17 protein-coding genes are annotated in these 20,751 nt (G+C 65.1%); 5 read left to right on the forward strand and 12 right to left on the reverse strand.

The annotated features are described in order from the left end of the window. Positions 1-40 precede the first annotated feature (40 nt). From FJ967_RS29750 to FJ967_RS29805, 12 genes are all read right to left on the reverse strand, one after another. Positions 41-1,189, reverse strand: coding sequence for an acyl-CoA dehydrogenase family protein (locus FJ967_RS29750; RefSeq protein ID WP_140735880.1), 1,149 nt, complete (start codon positions 1,187-1,189; stop codon positions 41-43). Further along, complete coding sequence (locus FJ967_RS29755; protein ID WP_140735881.1) at positions 1,189-2,001, reverse strand: enoyl-CoA hydratase family protein; 813 nt, start codon at positions 1,999-2,001, stop codon at positions 1,189-1,191. The genes FJ967_RS29750 and FJ967_RS29755 overlap by 1 nt, the downstream gene beginning before the upstream one ends. Then, entirely contained in the window at positions 1,998-2,468 is a 471-nt protein-coding gene (locus FJ967_RS29760; RefSeq protein WP_140735882.1) for a MarR family transcriptional regulator, read from the reverse strand. Before FJ967_RS29760 ends, FJ967_RS29755 begins: the two co-directional genes overlap by 4 nt. Then, entirely contained in the window at positions 2,462-3,235 is a 774-nt protein-coding gene (locus FJ967_RS29765; protein WP_140735883.1) for an SDR family NAD(P)-dependent oxidoreductase, read from the reverse strand. Before FJ967_RS29765 ends, FJ967_RS29760 begins: the two co-directional genes overlap by 7 nt. Then, the gene (locus tag FJ967_RS29770; protein WP_140735884.1) at positions 3,232-5,526 is read right to left on the reverse strand and encodes a bifunctional salicylyl-CoA 5-hydroxylase/oxidoreductase; all 2,295 of its coding nucleotides are present in this window, start codon (positions 5,524-5,526) and stop codon (positions 3,232-3,234) included. The genes FJ967_RS29765 and FJ967_RS29770 overlap by 4 nt, the downstream gene beginning before the upstream one ends. 145 nt (positions 5,527-5,671) lie before the next feature. Next, positions 5,672-6,271, reverse strand: coding sequence for a VOC family protein (locus FJ967_RS29775; protein ID WP_140735885.1), 600 nt, complete (start codon positions 6,269-6,271; stop codon positions 5,672-5,674). A gap of 77 nt (positions 6,272-6,348) precedes the next feature. Next, the gene (locus tag FJ967_RS29780; RefSeq protein WP_140735886.1) at positions 6,349-7,179 is read right to left on the reverse strand and encodes an ATP-binding cassette domain-containing protein; all 831 of its coding nucleotides are present in this window, start codon (positions 7,177-7,179) and stop codon (positions 6,349-6,351) included. Continuing rightward, positions 7,172-8,050 carry an ABC transporter ATP-binding protein gene (locus tag FJ967_RS29785; RefSeq protein WP_140735887.1) on the reverse strand — a complete coding sequence of 293 codons (879 nt, stop codon included), beginning with the start codon at positions 8,048-8,050 and terminating at the stop codon, positions 7,172-7,174. The genes FJ967_RS29780 and FJ967_RS29785 overlap by 8 nt, the downstream gene beginning before the upstream one ends. Continuing rightward, positions 8,047-8,895 (reverse strand): ABC transporter permease, encoded by an 849-nt coding sequence (locus FJ967_RS29790; protein ID WP_140735888.1) that lies wholly within the window; start codon positions 8,893-8,895, stop codon positions 8,047-8,049. The genes FJ967_RS29785 and FJ967_RS29790 overlap by 4 nt, the downstream gene beginning before the upstream one ends. Then, the gene (locus tag FJ967_RS29795; RefSeq protein ID WP_140735889.1) at positions 8,888-9,895 is read right to left on the reverse strand and encodes an ABC transporter permease; all 1,008 of its coding nucleotides are present in this window, start codon (positions 9,893-9,895) and stop codon (positions 8,888-8,890) included. Before FJ967_RS29795 ends, FJ967_RS29790 begins: the two co-directional genes overlap by 8 nt. Positions 9,896-10,076: 181 nt before the next feature. Further along, positions 10,077-11,606 (reverse strand): ABC transporter substrate-binding protein, encoded by a 1,530-nt coding sequence (locus FJ967_RS29800; RefSeq protein ID WP_140735890.1) that lies wholly within the window; start codon positions 11,604-11,606, stop codon positions 10,077-10,079. A 109-nt stretch (positions 11,607-11,715) separates the two neighbouring features. After that, complete coding sequence (locus FJ967_RS29805; RefSeq protein WP_140735891.1) at positions 11,716-13,290, reverse strand: NAD(P)/FAD-dependent oxidoreductase; 1,575 nt, start codon at positions 13,288-13,290, stop codon at positions 11,716-11,718. 119 nt (positions 13,291-13,409) lie between these two features. Here FJ967_RS29805 and FJ967_RS29810 point away from each other — a divergent pair, with 119 nt between their 5' ends. The 5 genes from FJ967_RS29810 (at position 13,410) to FJ967_RS29835 (ending at position 20,331) form a co-directional block, all read left to right on the forward strand. Beyond that, entirely contained in the window at positions 13,410-14,201 is a 792-nt protein-coding gene (locus FJ967_RS29810) for a cyclase family protein (protein WP_140735892.1), read from the forward strand. A 303-nt stretch (positions 14,202-14,504) separates the two neighbouring features. Further along, complete coding sequence (locus FJ967_RS29820) at positions 14,505-16,076, forward strand: NAD(P)/FAD-dependent oxidoreductase (protein ID WP_140735894.1); 1,572 nt, start codon at positions 14,505-14,507, stop codon at positions 16,074-16,076. Next, positions 16,076-16,558 (forward strand): MarR family transcriptional regulator, encoded by a 483-nt coding sequence (locus tag FJ967_RS29825; protein ID WP_140735895.1) that lies wholly within the window; start codon positions 16,076-16,078, stop codon positions 16,556-16,558. Before FJ967_RS29820 ends, FJ967_RS29825 begins: the two co-directional genes overlap by 1 nt. A 43-nt stretch (positions 16,559-16,601) precedes the next feature. Continuing rightward, positions 16,602-18,755 (forward strand): indolepyruvate ferredoxin oxidoreductase subunit alpha, encoded by a 2,154-nt coding sequence (locus FJ967_RS29830; RefSeq protein WP_140735896.1) that lies wholly within the window; start codon positions 16,602-16,604, stop codon positions 18,753-18,755. Next, a complete protein-coding gene (locus FJ967_RS29835) occupies positions 18,748-20,331 on the forward strand; it encodes an indolepyruvate oxidoreductase subunit beta family protein (RefSeq protein ID WP_140735897.1) in 1,584 nt (527 codons plus the stop codon). Before FJ967_RS29830 ends, FJ967_RS29835 begins: the two co-directional genes overlap by 8 nt. Positions 20,332-20,751 lie beyond the last annotated feature (420 nt).

Below are 20,751 nucleotides of genomic sequence, written 5' to 3' on the forward strand. Positions count from 1 at the left end.
TCCGCGTTCAAAAACAATCCAATCCATTGGCGCGACCCTCTCAGGCCGCGCCCATCACCTGCCGCGCGATCACCACCTTCTGTACGTCGGAGGCCCCCTCATAGATGCGCAGCGCCCGGATCTCGCGGTACAGGCTCTCCACGATGTGGCCCTTGCGCACGCCGTCGCCGCCATGCAGTTGGACGGCCTTGTCGATCACGTCCTGAGCCTTGTCGGTCGCAAACAGCTTGGCCATCGCCGCCTCGCGAGTGACGCGGGCGGCGCCCATGTCCTTGGTCCACGCGGCGCGATAGACCAGCAGCGCCGCGGCATCGACATCCAGGGCCATGTCGGCGACATGGCCCTGCACCATCTGCAGTTCCGCCATCGGCGCGCCGAACAGTTTGCGCTCGGCCACCCTCTTGATGCTTTCGTCGAGCGCGCGCCGAGCAAAGCCGAGGGCGGCGGCACCGACCGTCGAGCGGAACACGTCGAGCACCGACATGGCAATGCGGAAGCCGTCGCCGGGCTTGCCGATCAGCGCCGAAGCCGGCAGGCGCACCTTGTCGAAGGAAAGCCGTGCCAGCGGGTGCGGCGCGATAACCTCCAACCGCTCTGCAATGCCAAGGCCCTTGGCGTCGCCCGGCACGATGAAGGCGGAAAGCCCCTTGGCCCCTGGTGCCTCGCCGGTGCGCGCGAAGACGATGTAGAGATCGGCGATGCCGCCATTGGAAATCCAGGTCTTCTCGCCCGTGAGAACATAGTCCTCGCCGTCGCGGGTCGCCGTCATCTCGGTGTTGGCAACGTCGGATCCGGAGCGCGGCTCCGACAGGGCAAAGGCGGAGATCGCCTTGCCGGCGCGGGTTTTCGTCAGCCATTGCTGCTGGTCAGGCGCGCCGAACAGGCTGAGCGCACCTGTACCCAGACCCTGCATGGCGAAGGCGAAGTCGGCGAGCCCGTCGTGACGCGCCAGCGTCTCGCGCGTGATGCACAGAGCGCGCACGTCGAGGGGGGCGGGATTGTCGCTGTCGAGCGCCGTCGGTTTCAGCCAGCCGTCACGGCCGAGCCTGGCCACCAGGTCGCGGCAGGCGGCGTCGACGTCATGATGGTCGACAGGAAGGTTTTTCGCGCACCAGGCTTCCAGGCTTTCGGCCAGTGCACGGTGGCGGTCTTCGAAGAACGGCCAGTTGAGAAAACTCTTGTCAGCCATCAATTCCCCTCGAACACGGGCTTTTCCTTGGCCACGAACGCCTTGTAGGCGCGCTCGAAATCGCGCGTCTGCATGCAGATCGCCTGCGCCTGCGCTTCCGCCTCGATTGCCTGGTCCAGCCCCATCGACCATTCCTGGTTGAGCTGCGTCTTGGTGATGCCGTGGGCAAAGGTCGGGCCGGAGACGATGCGCGCCGCCATGTCGAGCGCGTCGGCCTCGATCGCGGCGGCGTCGACCAGCCTGTTGTAGAAGCCCCAACGCTCGCCTTCGGCTGCCGTCATCGTGCGGCCGGTGTAGAGCAGTTCGGCGGCGCGGCCCTGGCCGATGATGCGCGGCAGGATCGCGCATGCGCCCATGTCGCAGCCGGCAAGGCCGACGCGGGTGAACAGGAAGGCCGTCTTGGCTTCCGGCGTGGCGATGCGGATGTCTGAACTCATCGCGATGATGGCGCCGGCGCCGACCGCGACACCGTCGACCGCCGCGATGATCGGCTTGCCGCAATTGAGCATCGCCTTGACGAAATCGCCGGTCATGCGGGTGAAGGCGAGAAGCTCCTTCATGTCCATCTTGACCAGCGGGCCGATAATGTCGTGGACATCGCCGCCTGAACAGAAATTGCCGCCATTGGACAGAAACACCACGGCGTCGACGTCGTCGGCATAGACGAGGTCGCGGAACATGTCGCGCAGCTCCGCATAGCTGTCGAAGGTCAGCGGGTTCTTGCGCTGCGGCCGGTCGAGCCGGACCTTGGCAATCCTGCCCTCGACCTCCCAGAGAAAATGCTGCGGCTTGAGGCCGGCCATCTTTGTCATTCGCGTCCCTCCCAGTTGCTGCGGAACGAGGTCAGCATGCCGGTCAGCCGGCGCGCGTCCTCCTCGCTGACCTTGCCCAGCAATTCACCGATCCAGCCCTCATGCGCGGCGGCAATCGTGGCAAAGGATTTGGTGCCTTCATCCGTCAGCCGCACCATCGAGGTGCGGCGGTCGCCATTGCGCCGGGCGCGCGTCACCAGCCCTTCCGAAACCAGCCGGTCGACGATCCCGGTGACGTTGCCGTTGGACACCAGCAGGAAGCGCGAAAGGTCGCTCATCAGCATGCCTTCCGGCGCGCGGTAGAGTGCTGCCATCACGTCGAAGCGCGGCAGCGTCGTATCGAATTCCTTCTTCAGCCGCTCGCGCAGCTCGGCCTCGATCGTGCGTGAGGCGCGCAGCAGCCTGATCCACAGGCGCAGCCGGTCCTTGCCGGTTCCCGACGGCGCGGGCAGGGGGCCGGCTACCATGTTTCGCCTCCTGAGATCGAAATTGCCTGTCCGGTGATCGACGCCGCCGCATTGCCGCACAGCCAGATCACGGCGGCGGCCACTTCCTGCGGCTGGATAAAGCGGCCCTGCGGATTGCTCGAAGCAAGGTTCGCCCGGGCCTCGGCAACCGAGCGGCCGGTCTTGTCGACGATGCGCTGGACGGATTCCTCCAACATGTCCGTTTCGACGAATCCTGGACACACGGCGTTGACGGTGACGCCCGATTTCGCTGTCTCCGCCGCCAGCGCCCGCATCAGCCCGACCACGCCATGCTTGGCCGCCACGTAAGGCGCGACATAGGCGTAGCCTTTCAGTCCGGCGGTGGAGGCGACGAAGACGATGCGACCTGCTTTGCGCGCGGCCATGCCGGCCAGCGCCGGCTTCACCGTCAGGAAGGCGCCGGTCAGATTGACGTCGAGCGTTCGCTGCCAGTCGGCAAGCGCGGTCTTGTGCGCCGGCGTGCTGCCGGCCATGCCGGCATTGGCGACGACGATGTCGAACGGTCCGCGCGCGGCTTCCGCCTCCTTGTACAGCGCTGCCATCGCAACCTCATCGGTGACATCGGCGGCGATGCCGTGAATGCGCGCATTCTCGCCGGCCACCTTGGCGAGTTCGGCCTCGCGCCGCCCGCTTATAGTGACAGCCACGCCGGCCTCGGCCAGCGCGAGCGCGATGGCCCGGCCGACGCCGGAGCCGCCGCCGGTGACCAGCGCGTGACTGCCGGCGATCCTTGCGGCCGCAATCATACTTTCAGCCCCGCCGCCGCATCGCGCTCGGCCAGCCGGTAGATCTGGTCGCGCCCGGGCAGATAGGGATCCGGCCATTTGACGCCACGGTCGCCGAGCGTTACCGCCGCATGCAGCGTCCAGTAGGGGTCGGCCAGATGCGGCCGCGCCAACGCCACCAGATCGGCGCGGCCGGCCATCAGGATCGAATTGACATGGTCCGGCTCATAGATGTTGCCGACCGCCATCGTGGCCATGCCGACCTCGTTGCGGATGCGGTCAGAAAACGGCGTCTGGAACATGCGGCCGTAGACCGGCTTGGCGGCAATCGAAGTCTGGCCGGCCGAGACGTCGCATATGTCGACGCCCGCCTCATGCAGCATGCGCGCGATCTCCACCGCGTCGGCCGGCGTCACGCCTTCGATGCCCACCCAGTCATTGGCAGAAATGCGCACCGAGATCGGCTTGCGCGCCGGCCAGGCGGCGCGCACCGCGTGGAAGATCTCGAGGGGATAGCGCATGCGGTTTTCCAGCGAACCGCCATAGGCGTCGCTGCGCTGGTTGGTGACCGGCGTGATGAAGGACGACAGGAGATAGCCGTGCGCGGCATGGATCTCCAGCATGTCGAAACCGCAGCGATCGGCCATCTCGGCCGAGGCCACGAATTCGTCGCGCACTCTGTCCATGTCGGCGCGGTCCATGGCCTTCGGAACCTGGTTCTGCGGCGACCAGGCAATCGCCGAGGCCGCCATGACAGGCCAGTTGCCGGAGTCGAGCGGCACATCGGTGCCTTCCCAGCCGACACGGGTCGAACCCTTGGCGCCGGAATGGCCTATCTGGGCGCAGATCTTCGCTTCCGTCTCGGCATGGACGAAGGCGACCAGCCGCTTCCACGCCACCTCATGTTCGGTCGCGTAGAAACCGGGGCAGCCGGGCGTGATGCGGCCCTGCGGACTGACGCAGGTCATCTCGATGTAGACCAGCCCGGCGCCGCCCTTGGCGCGCTCGGCATAGTGGGCGAAATGCCAGTCGGTCGGGCAGCCGTCGACGGCCTTGTACTGCGCCATCGGCGAGACGACGACGCGGTTGCCGAGCTGCATGTCGCGCAGCTTGAACGGCGCGAACATCGGCGCGCGGCGTTGCCGGTTGCCGCCCGCACCCGCCTGACGCTGGAACCACTCCTCGGCGCCGCCAAGCCATTTGGCATCACGCAGCCGTAGGTTCTCGTGGCTGATCCGCTGCGAACGCGTCAGCAGCGAATAGTTGAACTGAACGGGATCGAGACCGAGATAGCGCTCGACCTCCTCGAACCATTCCAGCGAATTGCGCGCCGCCGACTGCAGCTTCAGCACTTCGGTGCGGCGTGCGTCTTCATATTTGCGGAAGGCGGCGTCGAGGTCCGGTTCGGTCTCGACATACTCGGCCAACGCCACCGCACTCTCCAGCGCCAGCTTGGTGCCGGAACCGATCGAGAAATGCGCCGAGGCAGCCGCGTCGCCCATCAGCGCCAGGTTCTTGTGGGACCAGCGTTCGCACAGCACGCGCGGGAAGTTGATCCAGGCCGAGCCCCTGATGTGGTTGGCATTGGTCATCAGCGCATGGCCACCGAGATGTTTTGCGAAGATGCGCTCGCAGACCGCGATGGACTCCTGCTGCGACATCGCGCCGAAGCCGAAGGCAGCCCAGGTTTGCTCGCTGCATTCGACGATGAAGGTCGCGGTCTCGCTGTCGAACTGGTAGGCGTGCGCCCACACCCAGCCATGCTCGGTCTTCTCGAAGATGAAGGTAAAGGCGTCGTCGAACTTCTGGTTGGTGCCGAGCCAGACGAACTTGCATTTGCGCGTGTCGATGTCGGGCTTGAAGATGTCGACGAAGGTGTTGCGCGCCCTCGAGTTCAGCCCGTCGGCGGCCACGACCAGATCATGCGTTTCCATATAGGGCCGCGGATCGGCGATGTCGCTTTCGAACATCAGCTTGACACCGAGTTCGCGGGCACGGCGCTGCAGCAGGATCAACAGCCGCTTGCGGCCGATGCCGCAGAAACCGTGGCCCGACGACACCGTGCGCACGCCGTCATGGATGACGGCGATGTCGTCCCAGTAGGCAAAATGCTTCTTGATCCAGACGGCGCTGACCGGATCGTTCTTCGCGAGATTGTCGAGCGTTTCGGCTGACAGCACCACACCCCAGCCGAACGTGTCGTCCGGGCGGTTGCGTTCGAACACCGTCACCTCGTGCGCGGCGTCCCTCAGCTTCATCGAAATGGCAAAGTAGAGGCCGGCTGGACCGCCGCCGAGAACCGCAACCTTCATCCGTGCGATCTCCTCTTCGCTTGCTGCATCTTCAAGTATCGCGCCGGAGCCAAGATATTTCAAGCTTAAAGTTTTATGCCGAAACGATTGTCGGCAAGCCCGTGAGGCGCGCTTGCGTGTCCTCCCGCAAGCGCGCCCGCAACGATCACTTGTCGGGGTTCTTCGGGCTCCACAGCACGGTATCGGCGCCCTTCTCATAGGCCATGCCGTCGGGATAGCTGATAGCTTCGAGCTGCAGTCCCCACGGCGCCTGGAAATAGAGGATGGTCTGGCCGGCGGCGGGCCCTTCCTTGACCGGCAGCGGCCCCATCCGGGTCTTCACGCCCTTGCCGTCGAGATAGGCTTTCGCCGCGGCGACATCGTCGACATAAAGCGCGATGTGGAAGCCGCCAATGTCGCTGTTCTTCGGCGTCAGATCCTTCTGGTCGGGAGCGGTGTATTTGAAGAGCTCGATGTTTGATCCATAGCCGCAGCGCACCATGGTGATCTCTTCGATGACAGCCTTCGGATCGACGCCCAGCACATCCTGCATGAAAGTGCCCTTGTCGTCGGCGAAGGGCCCGAACGACATCGCCTTCTTGCAGCCGACGACCTCTGTGAAGAAGTCGACCGCCTGCTTCATGTCGGGGACCGTGATGCCGGTATGGTCGTGGCCGCGCATGCCGGGGATCGAATCCGCCGAAGCCGCTCCCATCGAGCCGAACAGGATCGCGGCCAGCATCGTGCCGCGGGTTGCGTGGTTCATGTTACCCTCCATTCGCGGGCTGATTTCGTCCCCATGCACGTCCGAGGCCCGCTGTTCGGCGTGCGGGATAGACAGTCTTATGCCGGCGCCTTCGCGGGCGGCCGCAGCCAGTCGGCATCGATCTCGGGCAGTGGAATGGCGGCGATGAGGTCGCGCGTGTAGGCCTCCCTGGGATTGTCGAACAGCGCGTCCGTGGCGCTCGCCTCGACGATCCTGCCTTCGCGCATGACGATCACCTGCTGGCAGAGCCGCCGGATGACCGACAGATCGTGGCTGATGAAGGCGACCGTCAGGCCCATCTCCGCCGCGAGCTTCTCCAGCAAGGTGAGGATCTGCGCCTGCGTCGACACGTCGAGACCGGAGACGATCTCGTCGGCCAGCACGAATTTCGGCGACAGCGCCAAAGCGCGCGCGATGCCGACGCGCTGGCGCTGGCCGCCCGACAGCTGGTGGCGATAGCGGCTGGCGAAGCTTTGCGGCAGTCCGACCCGCTGCAGTGCTTCAGCCACTCTGGTCCTGAGATTGTCGCCAAGCCCGTTCTGCTTCAGCGGCGCCGCGATGATGCTGGCAATGGTGCGGCGCGGGTTGAGCGACGACATCGGATCCTGGAAGATCATCTGCAGGTCGCGCCGCAATGGCCGCAGCTCCGCCTCCGGCAGATGGGTGATGTCGCGGCCCTCAAAACGGACGCTGCCGGCGCTGGGTTCCAGCAGCCGCACCAGCGCGCGGCCAAGCGTCGACTTGCCAGACCCGGATTCGCCGACGATGCCGGTCACCGAGCCTTTGGGCAGGTCGAAGTCCAGGCCTTTCAGAATCTCGGCCAGCGGCGCGCGGCCGATCAGCGGCTTGCGCGTCATGTCGGGCAACGCCACTTTCAGCCCGCGCACGGAAAATAGCGGCTCAGCCATGCGGCCGCCTCCATGCCTGGTCCGCCATGGCGATCTCGGCCGCCAGTCCCGCCAGCACCGTTTCGTCCACCGGCTTCAGCGAAGCCAAGGGATCGGTATAGCGCGGCGTCGCGGCCATCAGTGCCCGCGTGTAAGGGTGCTGTGGTGCCGCGAACAGTGCGGCGGTTTCGGCCTCTTCCACCACCTTGCCGGCATAGAGCACCGACACTTTCTGGCTGATCTTGGCGACGACGCCGAGATCATGGGTGACGAACAGGATCGCGGTGCCATGTTCGCGCTGCAGCTCGGCGATCAGCAGCAGGATCTGCTTCTGCACGGTCACGTCGAGCGCGGTGGTCGGCTCGTCGGCGACGATCAGCCTTGGCTCGGCGGCGAAGGCGGCGGCGATCAGCACGCGCTGGCGCATGCCGCCGGACAGTTCGTGCGGATAGCTTTTCAGCACGCGGTCGGGATCGCGTATCTGCACCTCGTCCAGCAACTGCCTGACGCGTTTGTCCGCCTTGTCGCCGCTCCAGCCGAGGATGCGCACCAGCCGGTCGGTCATCTGCGGGCCGATGCGCCGCGACGGATTGAGTGCCGTCAGCGGGTCCTGCGGGATCAGCGCGGTGCGGGCGCCGATCAGCGTGCGCCGCGCCTTGGGTTGCAGCTTGCCGAGATCTTCGCCTTCGAGCCGCATATCGCCCTCGACGACGCGCACGCTCGACGGCAGCACGCCAAGCACGGCCTTTCCGATCATCGTCTTGCCGGCGCCGCTTTCACCGACCAGCGCGCGCACTTCGCCGGGCTGCACGGCAAGCGACACCGAGCGCAGCACGCGCTGGCCGTTCGCCAGCACGGCGCTGAGATTGTTGATATCGAGACAGGCGTTCATCGCAGCACCGGATCGAAGCGTGCTTTCAGCGCCTCGCCGAACTGGCTGAACGACAGCACGGTCAGGATCAGCGTGATCAGCGGAAACACCAGCACCCACCAGGCCTGATGGATCGACAGCCGGCCCTCGGCGATGATGCCGCCCCAGGTCGGGTCGTCGGTCGAGATCGACAGATTGACGAAGGACAGGATCGCTTCGACGATGACGGCGATGCCCATTTCCAGCGACAGCAGCGCCACGATCGACGGCACCACATTGGGCAGAACCTCGCGCAGCATGATGCCGACGCGGCCATAGCCGGCGATGCGGGCATTCTCGACATAGTCCATGCGCGACTGCCCCATCGCTTCGGCGCGGATCACCCGACAGAAGCGCGTCCAGTCGATGATCGCGATGGCCAGGATGACGGAACTCAGGCCCGTGCCGAGCACGGCGACCAGCAGGATGGCGAACAGCACCGGCGGAAACGCCATCCAGATGTCGACGATGCGCGAGATGGTGCGGTCGGCCCAGCCGCCGAAATAGCCCGCGATCAGCCCCAGCGTCGAGCCGACGAGGCAGGCGGCGATCGCCGCCGCGAAGGCGACGATGAAAGCGATGCGGCCGCCGAAGATCAGGCGCGAAAGCAGGTCACGGCCGAGGCTGTCGGTGCCCAGCCAGTAGCCGGGCTCGGCGCCGTCGAGCCAGAACGGCGGCAGCCGTTCCAGCATTAGATCCTGCGCCAGCGGATCCTGCGGCGCGACCAGCGGCGCGAAGATCGCGGCCAGAAGCGCCAGCAGCAGCCAGCCACCGGCCAGCCACAGCCTCGGGCTCAATCCGCGCTTGGCGATGCGGGCGTCATCCATGGCGAAGCTTCGGATTGAGCAGCGCATACATCATGTCGACGGCAAGGTTGATGAGCACGAACAGCAGCGCGAACACCAGCACGATGCCCTGGATCAGCGGCAGGTCGCGGTTGATGACGGCGTCGATCGCCATGTTGCCGAGGCCCTCATAGGAAAACAGCCGCTCGACGATGACCGTGCCGCCGATGAGGAAGGTGAACTGCACGCCGACCAGTGTCAGCGTCGGCAGCGCCGCGTTCTTCAGCGCCTCGCGCAGGATGACCTGCGTCTCCGAAAATCCTTTGACCCGCGCCAGCACGACATAGTCGAGGTCGAGCACTTCCTTGAGCGACTGTTTCAGCAATTGCGAGATGATGGCAGCAAGCGGCAGCGCCAGCGCGACCGCCGGCATCAGCATGTGCTTCAACAGATCCCAGGTCAGGTCGAAGCGCAGCCGAAGCAGGCTCTCGAAGAAATAGAACTGGGTGACGAAGGGCAAATCGAGCTGCGGCGAGACGCGCCCGGAAATGTCGAAGATCGGCACCAGCACGCCAAACAGCAGGATCAGCACAAGGCCCCAGAGGAAGTCGGGAATGGAAAGTGCGGCGCCGCTGGCGATGTCGATGCCTGCCTCCACCGCCGTGCCGCGCTCCCGGGCGCCGAGGATCGCCATCGTGCCGCCGAGCAGCACCGCCATGACCAGTGCGACGATGGCCAGCTCCAGCGTTGCCGGCAGCCGGTTGAAGACCAGGCCGAGCACGTCTTGCCTGAGCGAGATCGAGGTGCCGAAATCGCCCCTGACGACGCCAGACAGCCAGATAAAGAACTGCTGCACGATGGTCTTGTCGAGGCCGTAGAGCGCACGCAGCCGGGCTATGTCGTCATCGGTGGCGCCCGGCGGCAGCATCATGGCGATCGGGTCGCCGGGCGCGACGCGGATCACGACGAAGACGACGACGGCCACGCCGAACAGCGTGATCAGCATCGTCATGAGACGGATCAGGAATCGTTGCAGGAGCATGTGCGCCTAATCATTTTGGGGAACTCCCCCTCATCCGGCCCTTCGGGCCACCTTTTCCCCGAGGGGAGAAGAGGTCGCGGACGGCCGAGCCCGTCTCTTCTCCCCACCGGGGAGAAGGTGGCCGCGAAGCGGCCGGATGAGGGGGCCTGCCGGGCGAAGACCGGCAGGTGCAAGGCCGATATCAGGCCGGGGTCATCAGATGCGGCAGCAGCGCGCCCGAGATGTGCTGGACGACTTTGACGCCCTTGGCATGCACGATCGGCTGCGCGAACTGCACCACCGGCAGCACATAGGCCTGCTCGGCGATATACTTGTCGACCGCCTTCCAGCCGGCGATGCGCTTGGCCTCGTCCTTCTCTCCCCACAGCGGGCCGATCTTGGCGTCGAGGTCATCGGTCTTCCAGGACGAGTGCGGCGAGGGGCCGAACATGGCAAAGCCGGTCGATGTGGTCGGATCGCCAATGGCGTTGCCCCAGTTATAGAAAGCTGCCGGTGCCAGCTTGTGCGCGGCGCGCAGTTCATAGTGCTTGGCGATCTCGTAGACCTCGATCTCGGCCTCGATGCCGACCTTGCGCCACATGCCGACGATGGCCTGCACCATTTCGTAATCCTTGGGCTTGAAGCCCTTGGTCGTCTGAATGGTGATTTTGGCCGGCTTCTCCGGCGAGTAACCGGAGGCCTTGAGCAATTCCTTGGCCTTTTCCGGATTGTGCTCGACCTTGATCGACGGATCGTAGGCCGCGTATTCCGGCGTCTCCAGCGTGTCGATCGGTTGGCCGTAGCCGCGCAACAGCCGCTTGACCAGCAGTTCCTTGTCCACCGCCATCACGGCCGCCTGGCGGACATTCTTGTCCAGCATGGCATCCTTGTTGTTGAAGAAGATCATGCCGATGTCGGAGACATTCTTGATCGAGCCGGCAAGCCCGTCCTTGGCGATCAGGCGGTCATATTCCTCATAGGGGATTTCGAGCGTCACCTGCGAGGAGCCGGATTCGATCTCGGCGACGCGGCTGGCCGCGTCGGTGACGAACTTGATCGTCACATTGTCGAAGGCCGGCTTGCCGCCCCAATAATCCGGATTGGCCTTCAGCCGCAGGAAGGCGTTGCGTTCGAACTTGTCGACCATGTAGGGGCCGGTGCCGATCGGTGCCTTCTCGAAGCCTTCCGCGCCGACCTTCTCGTAATAGGCCTTGGGCAGGATGTAGCCCGTCAGGAACGACATCCACTTGAAATAGACCGGATCGAACTGCACCACGTCGCCGGTGATCTTGTTGCCGTCGATCTTGAAATTGTTGACATTCTTCCAGACAAACTGGATCGGGTTGCCGGTCTTTTCGTCACCCGCGCGCTGCAGCGACCAGACCACGTCTTCCGGTGTGAAGGGCGAGCCGTCATGCCACTTTACGCCTTCGCGCACCGTCATCATCACCTTGGTGCGGTCGTCGTTCCAGCCCCATTCGGTGAGCAGGCCGGGCGCGAAGGACAGGTCCGGCTTCTGCGGAATGAACTGGTCGAATACCGACTGGTAGAGACCCTGGATGGTCGGGTTGACCGCCGACGGGCCGGTGGTCGGATCCCAGGACGGCAGGTTGACGTTGTAGGCGATTGTCAGTTCGCCGGCAGCGGCCCTGGCGATTTTCGGCAGGCCGACGGCCGCCACTCCAAGAGCTGCCGCACTGTATCCGAGCAATTCGCGTCTGTTGATTGTCATGGTCGTTCCCCTTGTTGGTTTATTGTCTTTGCGCGGCTTGGTCTGTTCATGGTTCGGGCTTCGTGGGCAGCAGCGCCTTGCCTCTCGTCGCCTCATGAAATCGTCTGGCCTACCTCCCGCCAAGCTGTTGCGCGAGCATGAAGCCGGAGGCGGCACCGGTGCCGGCGCCAGGCCATGTCGCTGCGCCCGTCAGATGCAGATTGGCGACCGGCGTGTTCCAACCGGCGTAGCCGCGCGCCGGCCGGAACAGGAAGTTCTGCGCCAGATGATGGCTGCCGCAGACCTGGTCGCCGCCGACCAAATTGGGGTTTTCGCGCTCGAGATCGACGGGCGAGAACACCGCGCGGCCGAGGATTTTCGAACGCAGCCCAGGTGCGTAGCTCTCGATGATGTCGAGCACGCGCTCGGCATAGGCGTTCTTGACCTGATCCCAGGACGCCGGTGCGATCTTGCCGGCGGCATCGCCGACGATTTCGGCGGGCAGCATGCGCACCTGAACCCAAAGCACGTGCTTGCCCTGAGGCGCGCGCGTTGGATCGACCGCGGTCGGCTGGCCGACGACCAGAACCGGTTCGTCCGGCAGCATGCCTGATATCGCCTGCTGATAGGTGCGCGACATCGCATCGAGCGATGGCGACAGATGCACATAGGCGAACTGGCGAAGCTCCGCCCCGGCGCGCCAGTCCGGCAATTCGTCGAGCGCCAGGTGGATCATCATTGTGCCCGGTGCATGCCGAAACGTCCGCATGGCCGTGTCGAAGCCGGCATCGCCCGAGCCGTTGGGCAGCAGTTTGCCGGTCAACGCTTTTGGCGCGATGCCGGCAATGACCGCCCTGGTGGCCGTATGCGTTTCGCCGGATGCGAGCCGCACACCTGATGCCTTGCCGCCGGATACCGTGATCTCGGCCACATCGGCGCCGGTGACGATCTTGCCGCCGGCGGACGTCACCATGCCGGCCAGCGCCCGGATGATCGTATCAGCGCCACCCTTGCCCAGCACCATGCCGAAGCTCTGGTTGGCCATCGATTCCAGATAGGGGAACACGGCGCCGCCGGCGATATCGGGCGCGAAGTCGAGATGCATGCCCCAGGTGGCGAGCGTTGCCCTGACATGGGGAGACTCGAAATTTTCATCCAGCCAGGCGCGCGGCGACGACAGGAGCAGCCGGCCGGTATCGAGCGCGCCTGACATGCCCTTCTTGCGCCACAGGTTCCAGGCGGTGCCGGCAAGCGAGCGCGCACTCATCGGCGAGCCCAGTAGCCGGAACAGATGCTCGGCCTCGCCGGGGAAGGCGCCGACCAGCCTGCGCCAGGTCGCGGCATCGGCGGGCGAAAAGGCAGCCATGCGGACAGCGGTCTTTTCCAGATCGTTGCTGACGCCGAACCAGCGTCCGTCCGGGAAAGCGCTGGCGAAACAATCGGCGACCGGCGCGAACTCCAGCCCCTGCGCTTTCAATTCATTTGCATATTTCCGGTGGAAGGCGGAGCCGGCAAACAGGCTCAGATTCATCGCGCCGAAATCGTGGCGAAAGCCGGGAAGGGTGAATTCGCGGGTTTGCACCGCGCCGCCGATTGTTGCATTGCGCTCGAAAATGCCGGTTTTCCAGCCTTTGAGCGCCAGATGCGCGGCGCATGCCAGACTGTTGTGGCCCGCCCCGACAAAGATGGCGTCGAACTCGCTCACGCCCCGTTCCCATTTCCTTTATGCTTAAAGATAATTGCAGATGCATATGTTTTCGTCTAGTAGGATATTAAGGGCCGAGACGAGCCTTGATCATCACGAGAAAGAGGGAACATCAAACCATGGACACGCAAAAACTCCTCGGCGAAGTCGCCGGCCAGCTGCTTTCGGGCGCCATAAGGGTGGTCGACCTGTCGGCGCCGCTCGGGCCCGACACACCGCTGATCAAGCTGCCGCCGGAGCTCGCCGTCGACACGCCGAAGGTCGAGATCCACAACATCTCCCGCTATGACAAGAACGGTCCGTGGTGGGCCTGGAACTGGCTGAAGCTCGGTGAGCATTCGGGCACGCATTTCGATGCGCCGCAGCACTGGATCAGCGGCAAGGATTATCCAGACGGCGCCACCGACACCATTCCGGCGCAGAATTTCATCGGTCCGGTCAATGTCATCGACTGTTCGAAGGAAGCCGCCGCCGATCATGATTTCCTGCTGACCGTCGATCATATCAAGGCCTGGGAGGCCAAGCACGGCGCCATCAACCCTGGCGAATGGGTGGTGATGCGCACCGACTGGTACAAGCGCAACGGCTCGGAAGCCGAATTCCTCAACGCCAACGAGACCGGCCCGCACACGCCTGGCCCGACGGCCGAAGCCATCCAGTTCCTGATCAGCAAGGACATCAAGGGCTGGGGCTCGGAGACGATCGGCACCGATGCCGGCAAGGCTGGCGGCATGGAGCCGCCATTCCCGGCCCACACGCTGATGCACAAGGCCAACCGCTACGGCCTCGCCAGCCTCTGCAATCTCGACCAGCTGCCGCCCAAGGGCGCCATCCTGATCGCGGCACCGCTGAAGATCGAGCACGGCACCGGCAGCCCGATCCGCGCGCTGGCGCTGGTAGCAGGGAAATAAGGTCGAGGGTCTTCGGGAGAAGATCATGCTGGCGGACAATGGAGTGAAGGTGGAGAAGGGGTGGCAGCCTTGCAGCGCTGGCGCTCACCCCTCTCTGTCCTGCCGGACATCTCCCCCTCAAGGGGGGAGATTGGCGGCTTCCGCGCTTCGCTTTTCCTTGCGGCGTTGGCGACTGGCGAAAGCCGCGATAACAGCCGATCTCCCCCCAACAGGGGGAGATGTCCGGCGGGACAGAGAGGGGCGCCGTAGAGCGCCACCCCACACGATTGAACGACCCTTTGCGACGCCCGGGAGCACCCCTCTATGACCGCCCCCGATCACATCATCATCGGCAGCGGCATCAACGCGCTGGTCTGCGCGGCGATGCTGGGCGGCAAGGGTGCCAAGGTGCTCGTGCTCGAGCGCAACGACCGCATCGGCGGCTGCATGCGCACCGAGGAGATCACCGCGCCCGGCTTCATCCACGACGTGATGGCGACGACTTTCGTGCTGTTCATCACCTCGCCGGCCTTTGCCGCGCTGGGCGGCGACCTTGCCCGCCACGGCCTGGAATTCTGCCACACCGGCACGCCGACGGGCGTGCTCACGCCTGATGGCAGCCACGCCGTGCTCACCACCGACCGCGCCGCCAACATCGCCGCGTTGAACGGGATCGCGACGGGCGAGGGTGACAGGCATGCGGAAGATGTCGGCGGCGTCGAACGCAATGCCGGCCTGCTGTTCGGCCTGCTCGGCGGCGCGCTGTGGTCCTATCCGACCGCGAAGCTTCTGGCCGGCGATGCCTGGCGGCGTGGCCCGCGCGGGCTTGCCGCCTTCCTCGGCGATGCCCTGGTGCCGGCGCGCGGCTGGCTCGAAAGCAGCTACCGGTCCGAATTGGCCCGCGCGCTGTGGGCGCCCTGGGTGCTGCATGCCGGGCTTGGACCGGAGGACGCCTTCTCCGGCCAGATCGCCAAGGTGATTGCCTTCGCGCTGGAAGCGGCCGGTGCACCGATCGTCAAGGGCGGGGCAACGAACCTGCTCGCCGCCTTCGAGGCGCTGATCCGGGAACGCGGCGGCGATATCCGCACTGGCGCCGACGTCGCCTCGATCGTCCAGAGCGGCGGTCGCGCCTCAGGCGTACGGCTGGCGTCGGGCGAGACCATCGCGGCCGGCAAGAGCGTCATCTGCTCGGTCACACCGACGCAGCTTTATGGCCGCCTGCTCGGTAAGGAAGCGCCGAAGGATGATGTCGAGGCGACGCTGAAATACCGCTACGGCAAAGGCAACTTCCAGATCCACTACGCCCTCGACAGGCCGCCGTCATGGCGCGGCGAAGGCCTGGACAAGGTGGCGCTGCTGCACCTGACGCCTGGGCTCGACGGCGTCTCGAAAGCCTGCAACGAGGCGGCGCGCGGCATGCTGCCCGAAGTGCCGACAATCTGTGTCGGCCAGCCGCACGCGCTCGACCCATCGCGCTGTCCTCCGGGCAAGGCAATCCTGTGGCTGCAACTGCCCGAGGCGCCGCGCCACATCAAAGGCGATGCCGCCGGCAAGCTCGAGGCGCCGGCTGACGGCCGGTGGACGGACGCGCTGCGCGAAGCCTATGCGGACCGCGCCGAAGCGATCCTCGCCAGCCATATAGACGGTTTCAAGCAGAGCGTCCTTGCGCGGCGCGCCTATTCGCCGGCCGATCTCGAAGCGATGAACATCAATCTGGTCGGCGGCGATCCCTATGGCGGCTCCTCGACCATCGACCAGGCCTTCCTGTGGCGGCCGTTCAAGACCAGCCGCAACCACCAGACCGGCATCAAGGGCCTTTATCATATCGGCGCCTCGACCCATCCGGGCGCCGGCCTTGGCGGCGGCTCCGGCTTCCTTCTGGCGGGGAGGCTGTGATGGACGGCAAGGTCGCCGAAAAGCACCAGCGCATTTCCACCCTCGGCCAGATCGGTCTGCAGCAATTCGCGCCCTATCTGATGAACCGTATCATGGGCCGCTACAACGCCACCTTGCGCGACGATTTCCGCAAGCAGGGCCTGACCATTTCGCAGGTCCGCACGCTCGCGGTGCTTTCGGTCACCGACGGCGTCACCGTCAACGATCTCTCGGTCTACACGGTCATCGAGCAGTCGACCCTGAGCCGCACGCTGGATACGTTGGAGGGCCAGGGCTTCGTGCGGCGCGAGCAGGGCGTCACCGACAGCCGCATCCGCCACGTGTTCCTGACCGACGAGGGTCGCGCCGAGTTCACCCGCGCATGGCCGGCCATGCATGACGCCTTCGAGGCAATGTTCGACGATATCGACGATGCGGAATATGCAGCACTGATCGCCACGCTTTTGAAGATGCTCAAGAACATTCGCAAGCACGACATCTAGACGTACGCGCCGGCCCCATGGCCAGCAACGGAAGGTTGGAAAAATGGCCGAACGGTCTTTTGCCAAGGAAGTCGAAAAGCTGAGGCTCGGCGCCGGCGAAGAATTCGCCGGTGAAGGCATTCTCGCCATCACCAAGGCGCTGCTGCAATGCGGCGTCGGCTATGTCGGCGGCTATCAGGGCGCGCCGATCAGCCATTTGATGGACGTGCTGGCCGACGCGCAGGATATTCTGGGAGAGCTCGGCGTGCATTTCGAGGCGAGCGCCTCCGAAGCGACCGCCACCGCCATGCTCGCGGCCTCCGTGCACTATCCCATCCGGGGAGCTGCCACCTTCAAGTCGACCGTCGGCACCAATGTCGCCTCCGATGCGCTGGCCAACTTGGCGTCGGGCGGTGTGACCGGCGGCGCGCTGATCATCGTCGGCGAGGATTATGGCGAGGGCTCCTCGATCATGCAGGAGCGCAGCCATGCCTTCGCCATGAAGAGCCAGGTCTGGCTGCTCGACCCGCGCCCGAATCTGCCCTCGATCGTCAAGGCGGTGGAGGATGGTTTCGAGCTGTCCGAAATCTCCAACACGCCGGTCATGCTGCAGGTGCGCATCCGCTGCTGCCATGTGCATGGCCATTTCATCGCCAAGGACAACAAGCGCCCGCCGATGACGGTGGCCGATGCGCTGTCGGCACCGCGTCGCGACACCGGCCGCATCGTGCTGCCGCCCGCCTCCTTCCTGCACGAGAAGGAGAAGGTCGCCAAGCGCTGGCCGGCGGCCGTCGACTTCATCCGCAAAAACAAAATCAACGAATTCTTCGGCTCGGACCACGGCTCGGTCGGCATCGTCATGCAGGGCGGCATGTACAATTCCGTCATCCGCGCTCTGCAACGTCTTGGGCTTGCCGACACCTATGGCGAGACCGATGTGCCGCTCTATGTGCTGAATGCCGTCTATCCCCTGGTCGACGACGAATTCCTTTCCTTCTGCGAGGGCAAGCAGGCGGTGCTGGTGGTCGAGGAAGGCCAGCCCAACTACGTCGAACAGGCCTTTGCCGCCATGCTGCACAAGGCCGGGCGCGGCACCAGGCTGGTCGGCAAGGAGTATCTGCCGATGGCCGGCGAGTACACCGGCCAGGTCATGCTCGACGGCATCGGTTCGTTCCTGCGCGCCGAAGCGCCGCATCTCCTGCCGGGCGAGGTGCGCGCCCCCAACAAGGTGGGCGACGGCGTCGACACAGCCGACTTGATCAACGTCGTGCCGGGCCGCCCGCCAGGCTTCTGCATCGGGTGTCCGGAGCGGCCGATCTTCGCCGCCACGAAACTGGTCGAGCAGGAACTCGGCAAGCACCACATCGCTTCCGACATTGGCTGCCATCTGTTCTCGATCATGCCGCCCTTCGAGCTCGGCGCCACGACGATGGGCTATGGATTGGGGCCGGCCTCGGCCTCGGCCTTCAATTCGCCCAACGCCAAGCGCCGCTCGATCTCCTTCGTCGGCGACGGCGGCTTCTGGCACAACGGCCTGACCTCCTCGATCGGCAATGCGGTCTTCAACAAGAATGACGGCGTCATCGTCATCGTCGACAATTTCTATTCGGCCGCCACCGGCGGGCAGGACATATTGTCGTCGCGCGCCTCGAACCGGACCAAGTCGACCAAGCACCCGATCACCGAGGCGGTGAAGGGCATGGGTGTCAAATGGCTGCGCCACATCGACCGCACCTATGATGTCGGCAAGGTGCAGGACACGTTGCGCGAGGCGCTGACGACGGAGGAGAAGGGCCCGAAGGTCATCGTCGCTTCGTCCGAATGCATGCTCAACCGCCAGCGCCGCGAAAAGCCGCTGGTCGACAAGGCAATCAAGGGCGGCGAGCGGGTGGTGAAACCGAAGTTCGGCGTCGACGAGGACATCTGCACCGGCGATCATGCCTGCATGCGGCTCTCCGGCTGCCCGTCGCTGTCGGTCAAGTCGCTCGACGATCCCTTGCGCGACGATCCGGTGGCATCGATCGACCAGAACTGCGTCGGCTGCGGCAATTGCGGCGAGGTGGCGGATGCCGCCGTGCTGTGCCCATCCTTCTACCGCGCCGATGTCGTCCACAATCCCGGCCGCTGGGACCGTTTTCTGGAAAGCGCGCGCCGCGCCGTGATTGGCATGATGCAGCGCCGCCGCGAGAGCCGCCGGCTGGTGTTTGCCGATGCTTGACCAGGCCCCGCCCCTGCGTCCGAAATCCGGCGCCACCGACAACGAGCGGGTCATCAAGCTCGCCTTGCTGGCGGTCGGCGGCCAGGGTGGCGGCGTGCTTGCCGACTGGATCGTCGACGTTGCCGAGCGCAACGGCTATGTCGCGCAATCGACCTCGGTCGCTGGCGTCGCCCAGCGCACCGGCGCCACCATCTACTATGTCGAGATGGCCCGCCACACCGGCCGGCTACCGGTGTTCGCGCTGTCGCCCTCGCAGGGCGACGTCGACATATTGATCGCCGCCGAGCTGATGGAAGCCGGCCGCGCCATCATCAGGGGCTTCGTCACGCCCGATCGCACCACGCTGATCACCTCCTCGCACCGCATCGCTGCCGTGTCGGAAAAGGTCGAGCCGGGCGACGGCCGGGCTTCGTCCTCCAAGGTGCATGCGACGGCGGAAGCCGCGGCGAAGCGCTTCGTCGCCTTCGACATGGAAAAGATCGCCTCCGACAATGGCTCGATGATCTCCGCCAGCCTGCTTGGCGCGCTGGCCGGGTCCGACGCGCTGCCGTTCACGCGCGAGAGCTATGAGCAGGCGATAGGTGCTGGCGGGCGGGGCGTGAAGGCCAGCCTTGCCGCCTTCGGCGCTGCCTTCGACCGCGCACGCGGCGCGGCGGCGGCAGCTTCGCCAAAGCCGGCGGAGCCGGCGATTGTCGAATCCGCTTTGGGCGCCGGCCAGTTGCGTGGCCCGCAGAACCTTGTACAGGGCTGGCAGGCTCTTGCCGCCCGCATCGACCTGATGCCCGTTGCCGTGCGCGACATGGCGCTCCGGGGCTTGCGAAAGGTCGTTGACTATCAGGACATCGCTTATGGGCGCGACTATCTCGACCGGCTGGACAAGGCCGTGGCGCTGGATGATGCCGGCCACGCCCATGCGCTCTCCATCGCCGCCGCCAAGCACCTGGCCAACGCGCTCTGTTACGACGACATGATCCGGGTCGCCGATCTGAAGACGCGCTCGACCCGCGACCAGCGCGTACGCAAGGAAGTCGGAGCCAAGGCTGGCTCGATCCTGCAGGTGACCGAATATTTCCATCCGCGCATCGAGGAGTTCTGCGGCACGCTGCCAGCGGGGCTGGGCAGCTACATCGAGAACAGGCCGAGGCTGGCTGGCTTTCTCGACCGCCGCATCAATCGCGGCCGTCGCGTCCGCACAGACAGTTTCGCCGGCTTTGCCATGCTCTGGTTCATCGGCGGCCTGCGCCGCTGGCGCCGCAGCCTGCTGCGCCACAAGGTCGAAATGGCGCATGTGGAACGCTGGTATGCGCTGGCGCTCAGCCATGCACGCGAAGACTACGCGCTGGCCGTCGAGATCCTCAACTGCCGCCGGCTGATCAAGGGCTACAGCGACACCCATGTCCGCGCCCAGTCGAAATTCGACCGTGTGCTCTCGGCGCTTGATCTGCTCAAGGGCCGCGACGACGCCGCCGACTGGATCAGGCGGTTGCGCGAGGCGGCGCTGAAGGACGAGAAGGGCGACATGCTCGACGGCGCGCTGAGGACGGTAGCGACGCTCGGTTCGGTCCCGGCAAACTGATTCGCGGCAACCCGGTGCCGAGGGTCGTTCCCTTGGAAATCCTCCTCGAATGGCTCGCCCCTGGAACTTCGGTTCCTGTCGCATCGTGCGCAATCCAGGAATGGTGGCTGGCTATCGCGAACTCCGGGACGCGCCATTAGTCAGCCCCAATGTTGCTGCTTGGTCTGCGTCTTTCCGGGCAGCCGCCGTGGGGGCGGTCATACAGGGGCTTCCTTTCGATCGGGATTCCGAATTCGTGAACGTCGTTCATTTTTATCTTGAACATCGTTCAAAATCTGGTAAGCTGCGAACGTGAACAATGTTCATTGGTGCGTCGGCCACACAAAAGACATCCGATCCTGCACCACGCAACAAGATGGAACGCAGCAAGGAAGTTTAACCAGCTCACTGTTATCCCCGAATTGAAACAGTGCGCGCAAC

This window comes from Mesorhizobium sp. B2-3-4, from assembly GCF_006442315.1.
Lineage (GTDB): Bacteria > Pseudomonadota > Alphaproteobacteria > Rhizobiales > Rhizobiaceae > Mesorhizobium.

Excerpts from the sequence above, each read along its gene's own strand:
- FJ967_RS29830 (WP_140735896.1), top strand. The coding sequence starts at position 16,602 with ATGGCCGAACGGTCTTTTGCCAAGGAAGTCGAAAAGCTGAGGCTCGGC.
- FJ967_RS29765 (WP_140735883.1), bottom strand. The coding sequence starts at position 3,235 with ATGATTGCGGCCGCAAGGATCGCCGGCAGTCACGCGCTGGTCACCGGC.
- FJ967_RS29795 (WP_140735889.1), bottom strand. The coding sequence starts at position 9,895 with ATGCTCCTGCAACGATTCCTGATCCGTCTCATGACGATGCTGATCACG.
- FJ967_RS29810 (WP_140735892.1), top strand. The coding sequence starts at position 13,410 with ATGGACACGCAAAAACTCCTCGGCGAAGTCGCCGGCCAGCTGCTTTCG.
- FJ967_RS29775 (WP_140735885.1), bottom strand. The coding sequence starts at position 6,271 with ATGAACCACGCAACCCGCGGCACGATGCTGGCCGCGATCCTGTTCGGC.
- FJ967_RS29820 (WP_140735894.1), top strand. The coding sequence starts at position 14,505 with ATGACCGCCCCCGATCACATCATCATCGGCAGCGGCATCAACGCGCTG.
- FJ967_RS29800 (WP_140735890.1), bottom strand. The coding sequence starts at position 11,606 with ATGACAATCAACAGACGCGAATTGCTCGGATACAGTGCGGCAGCTCTT.
- FJ967_RS29750 (WP_140735880.1), bottom strand. The coding sequence starts at position 1,189 with ATGGCTGACAAGAGTTTTCTCAACTGGCCGTTCTTCGAAGACCGCCAC.
- FJ967_RS29780 (WP_140735886.1), bottom strand. The coding sequence starts at position 7,179 with ATGGCTGAGCCGCTATTTTCCGTGCGCGGGCTGAAAGTGGCGTTGCCC.
- FJ967_RS29790 (WP_140735888.1), bottom strand. The coding sequence starts at position 8,895 with ATGGATGACGCCCGCATCGCCAAGCGCGGATTGAGCCCGAGGCTGTGG.
- FJ967_RS29760 (WP_140735882.1), bottom strand. The coding sequence starts at position 2,468 with ATGGTAGCCGGCCCCCTGCCCGCGCCGTCGGGAACCGGCAAGGACCGG.
- FJ967_RS29835 (WP_140735897.1), top strand. The coding sequence starts at position 18,748 with ATGCTTGACCAGGCCCCGCCCCTGCGTCCGAAATCCGGCGCCACCGAC.
- FJ967_RS29825 (WP_140735895.1), top strand. The coding sequence starts at position 16,076 with ATGGACGGCAAGGTCGCCGAAAAGCACCAGCGCATTTCCACCCTCGGC.
- FJ967_RS29770 (WP_140735884.1), bottom strand. The coding sequence starts at position 5,526 with ATGAAGGTTGCGGTTCTCGGCGGCGGTCCAGCCGGCCTCTACTTTGCC.
- FJ967_RS29755 (WP_140735881.1), bottom strand. The coding sequence starts at position 2,001 with ATGACAAAGATGGCCGGCCTCAAGCCGCAGCATTTTCTCTGGGAGGTC.
- FJ967_RS29785 (WP_140735887.1), bottom strand. The coding sequence starts at position 8,050 with ATGAACGCCTGTCTCGATATCAACAATCTCAGCGCCGTGCTGGCGAAC.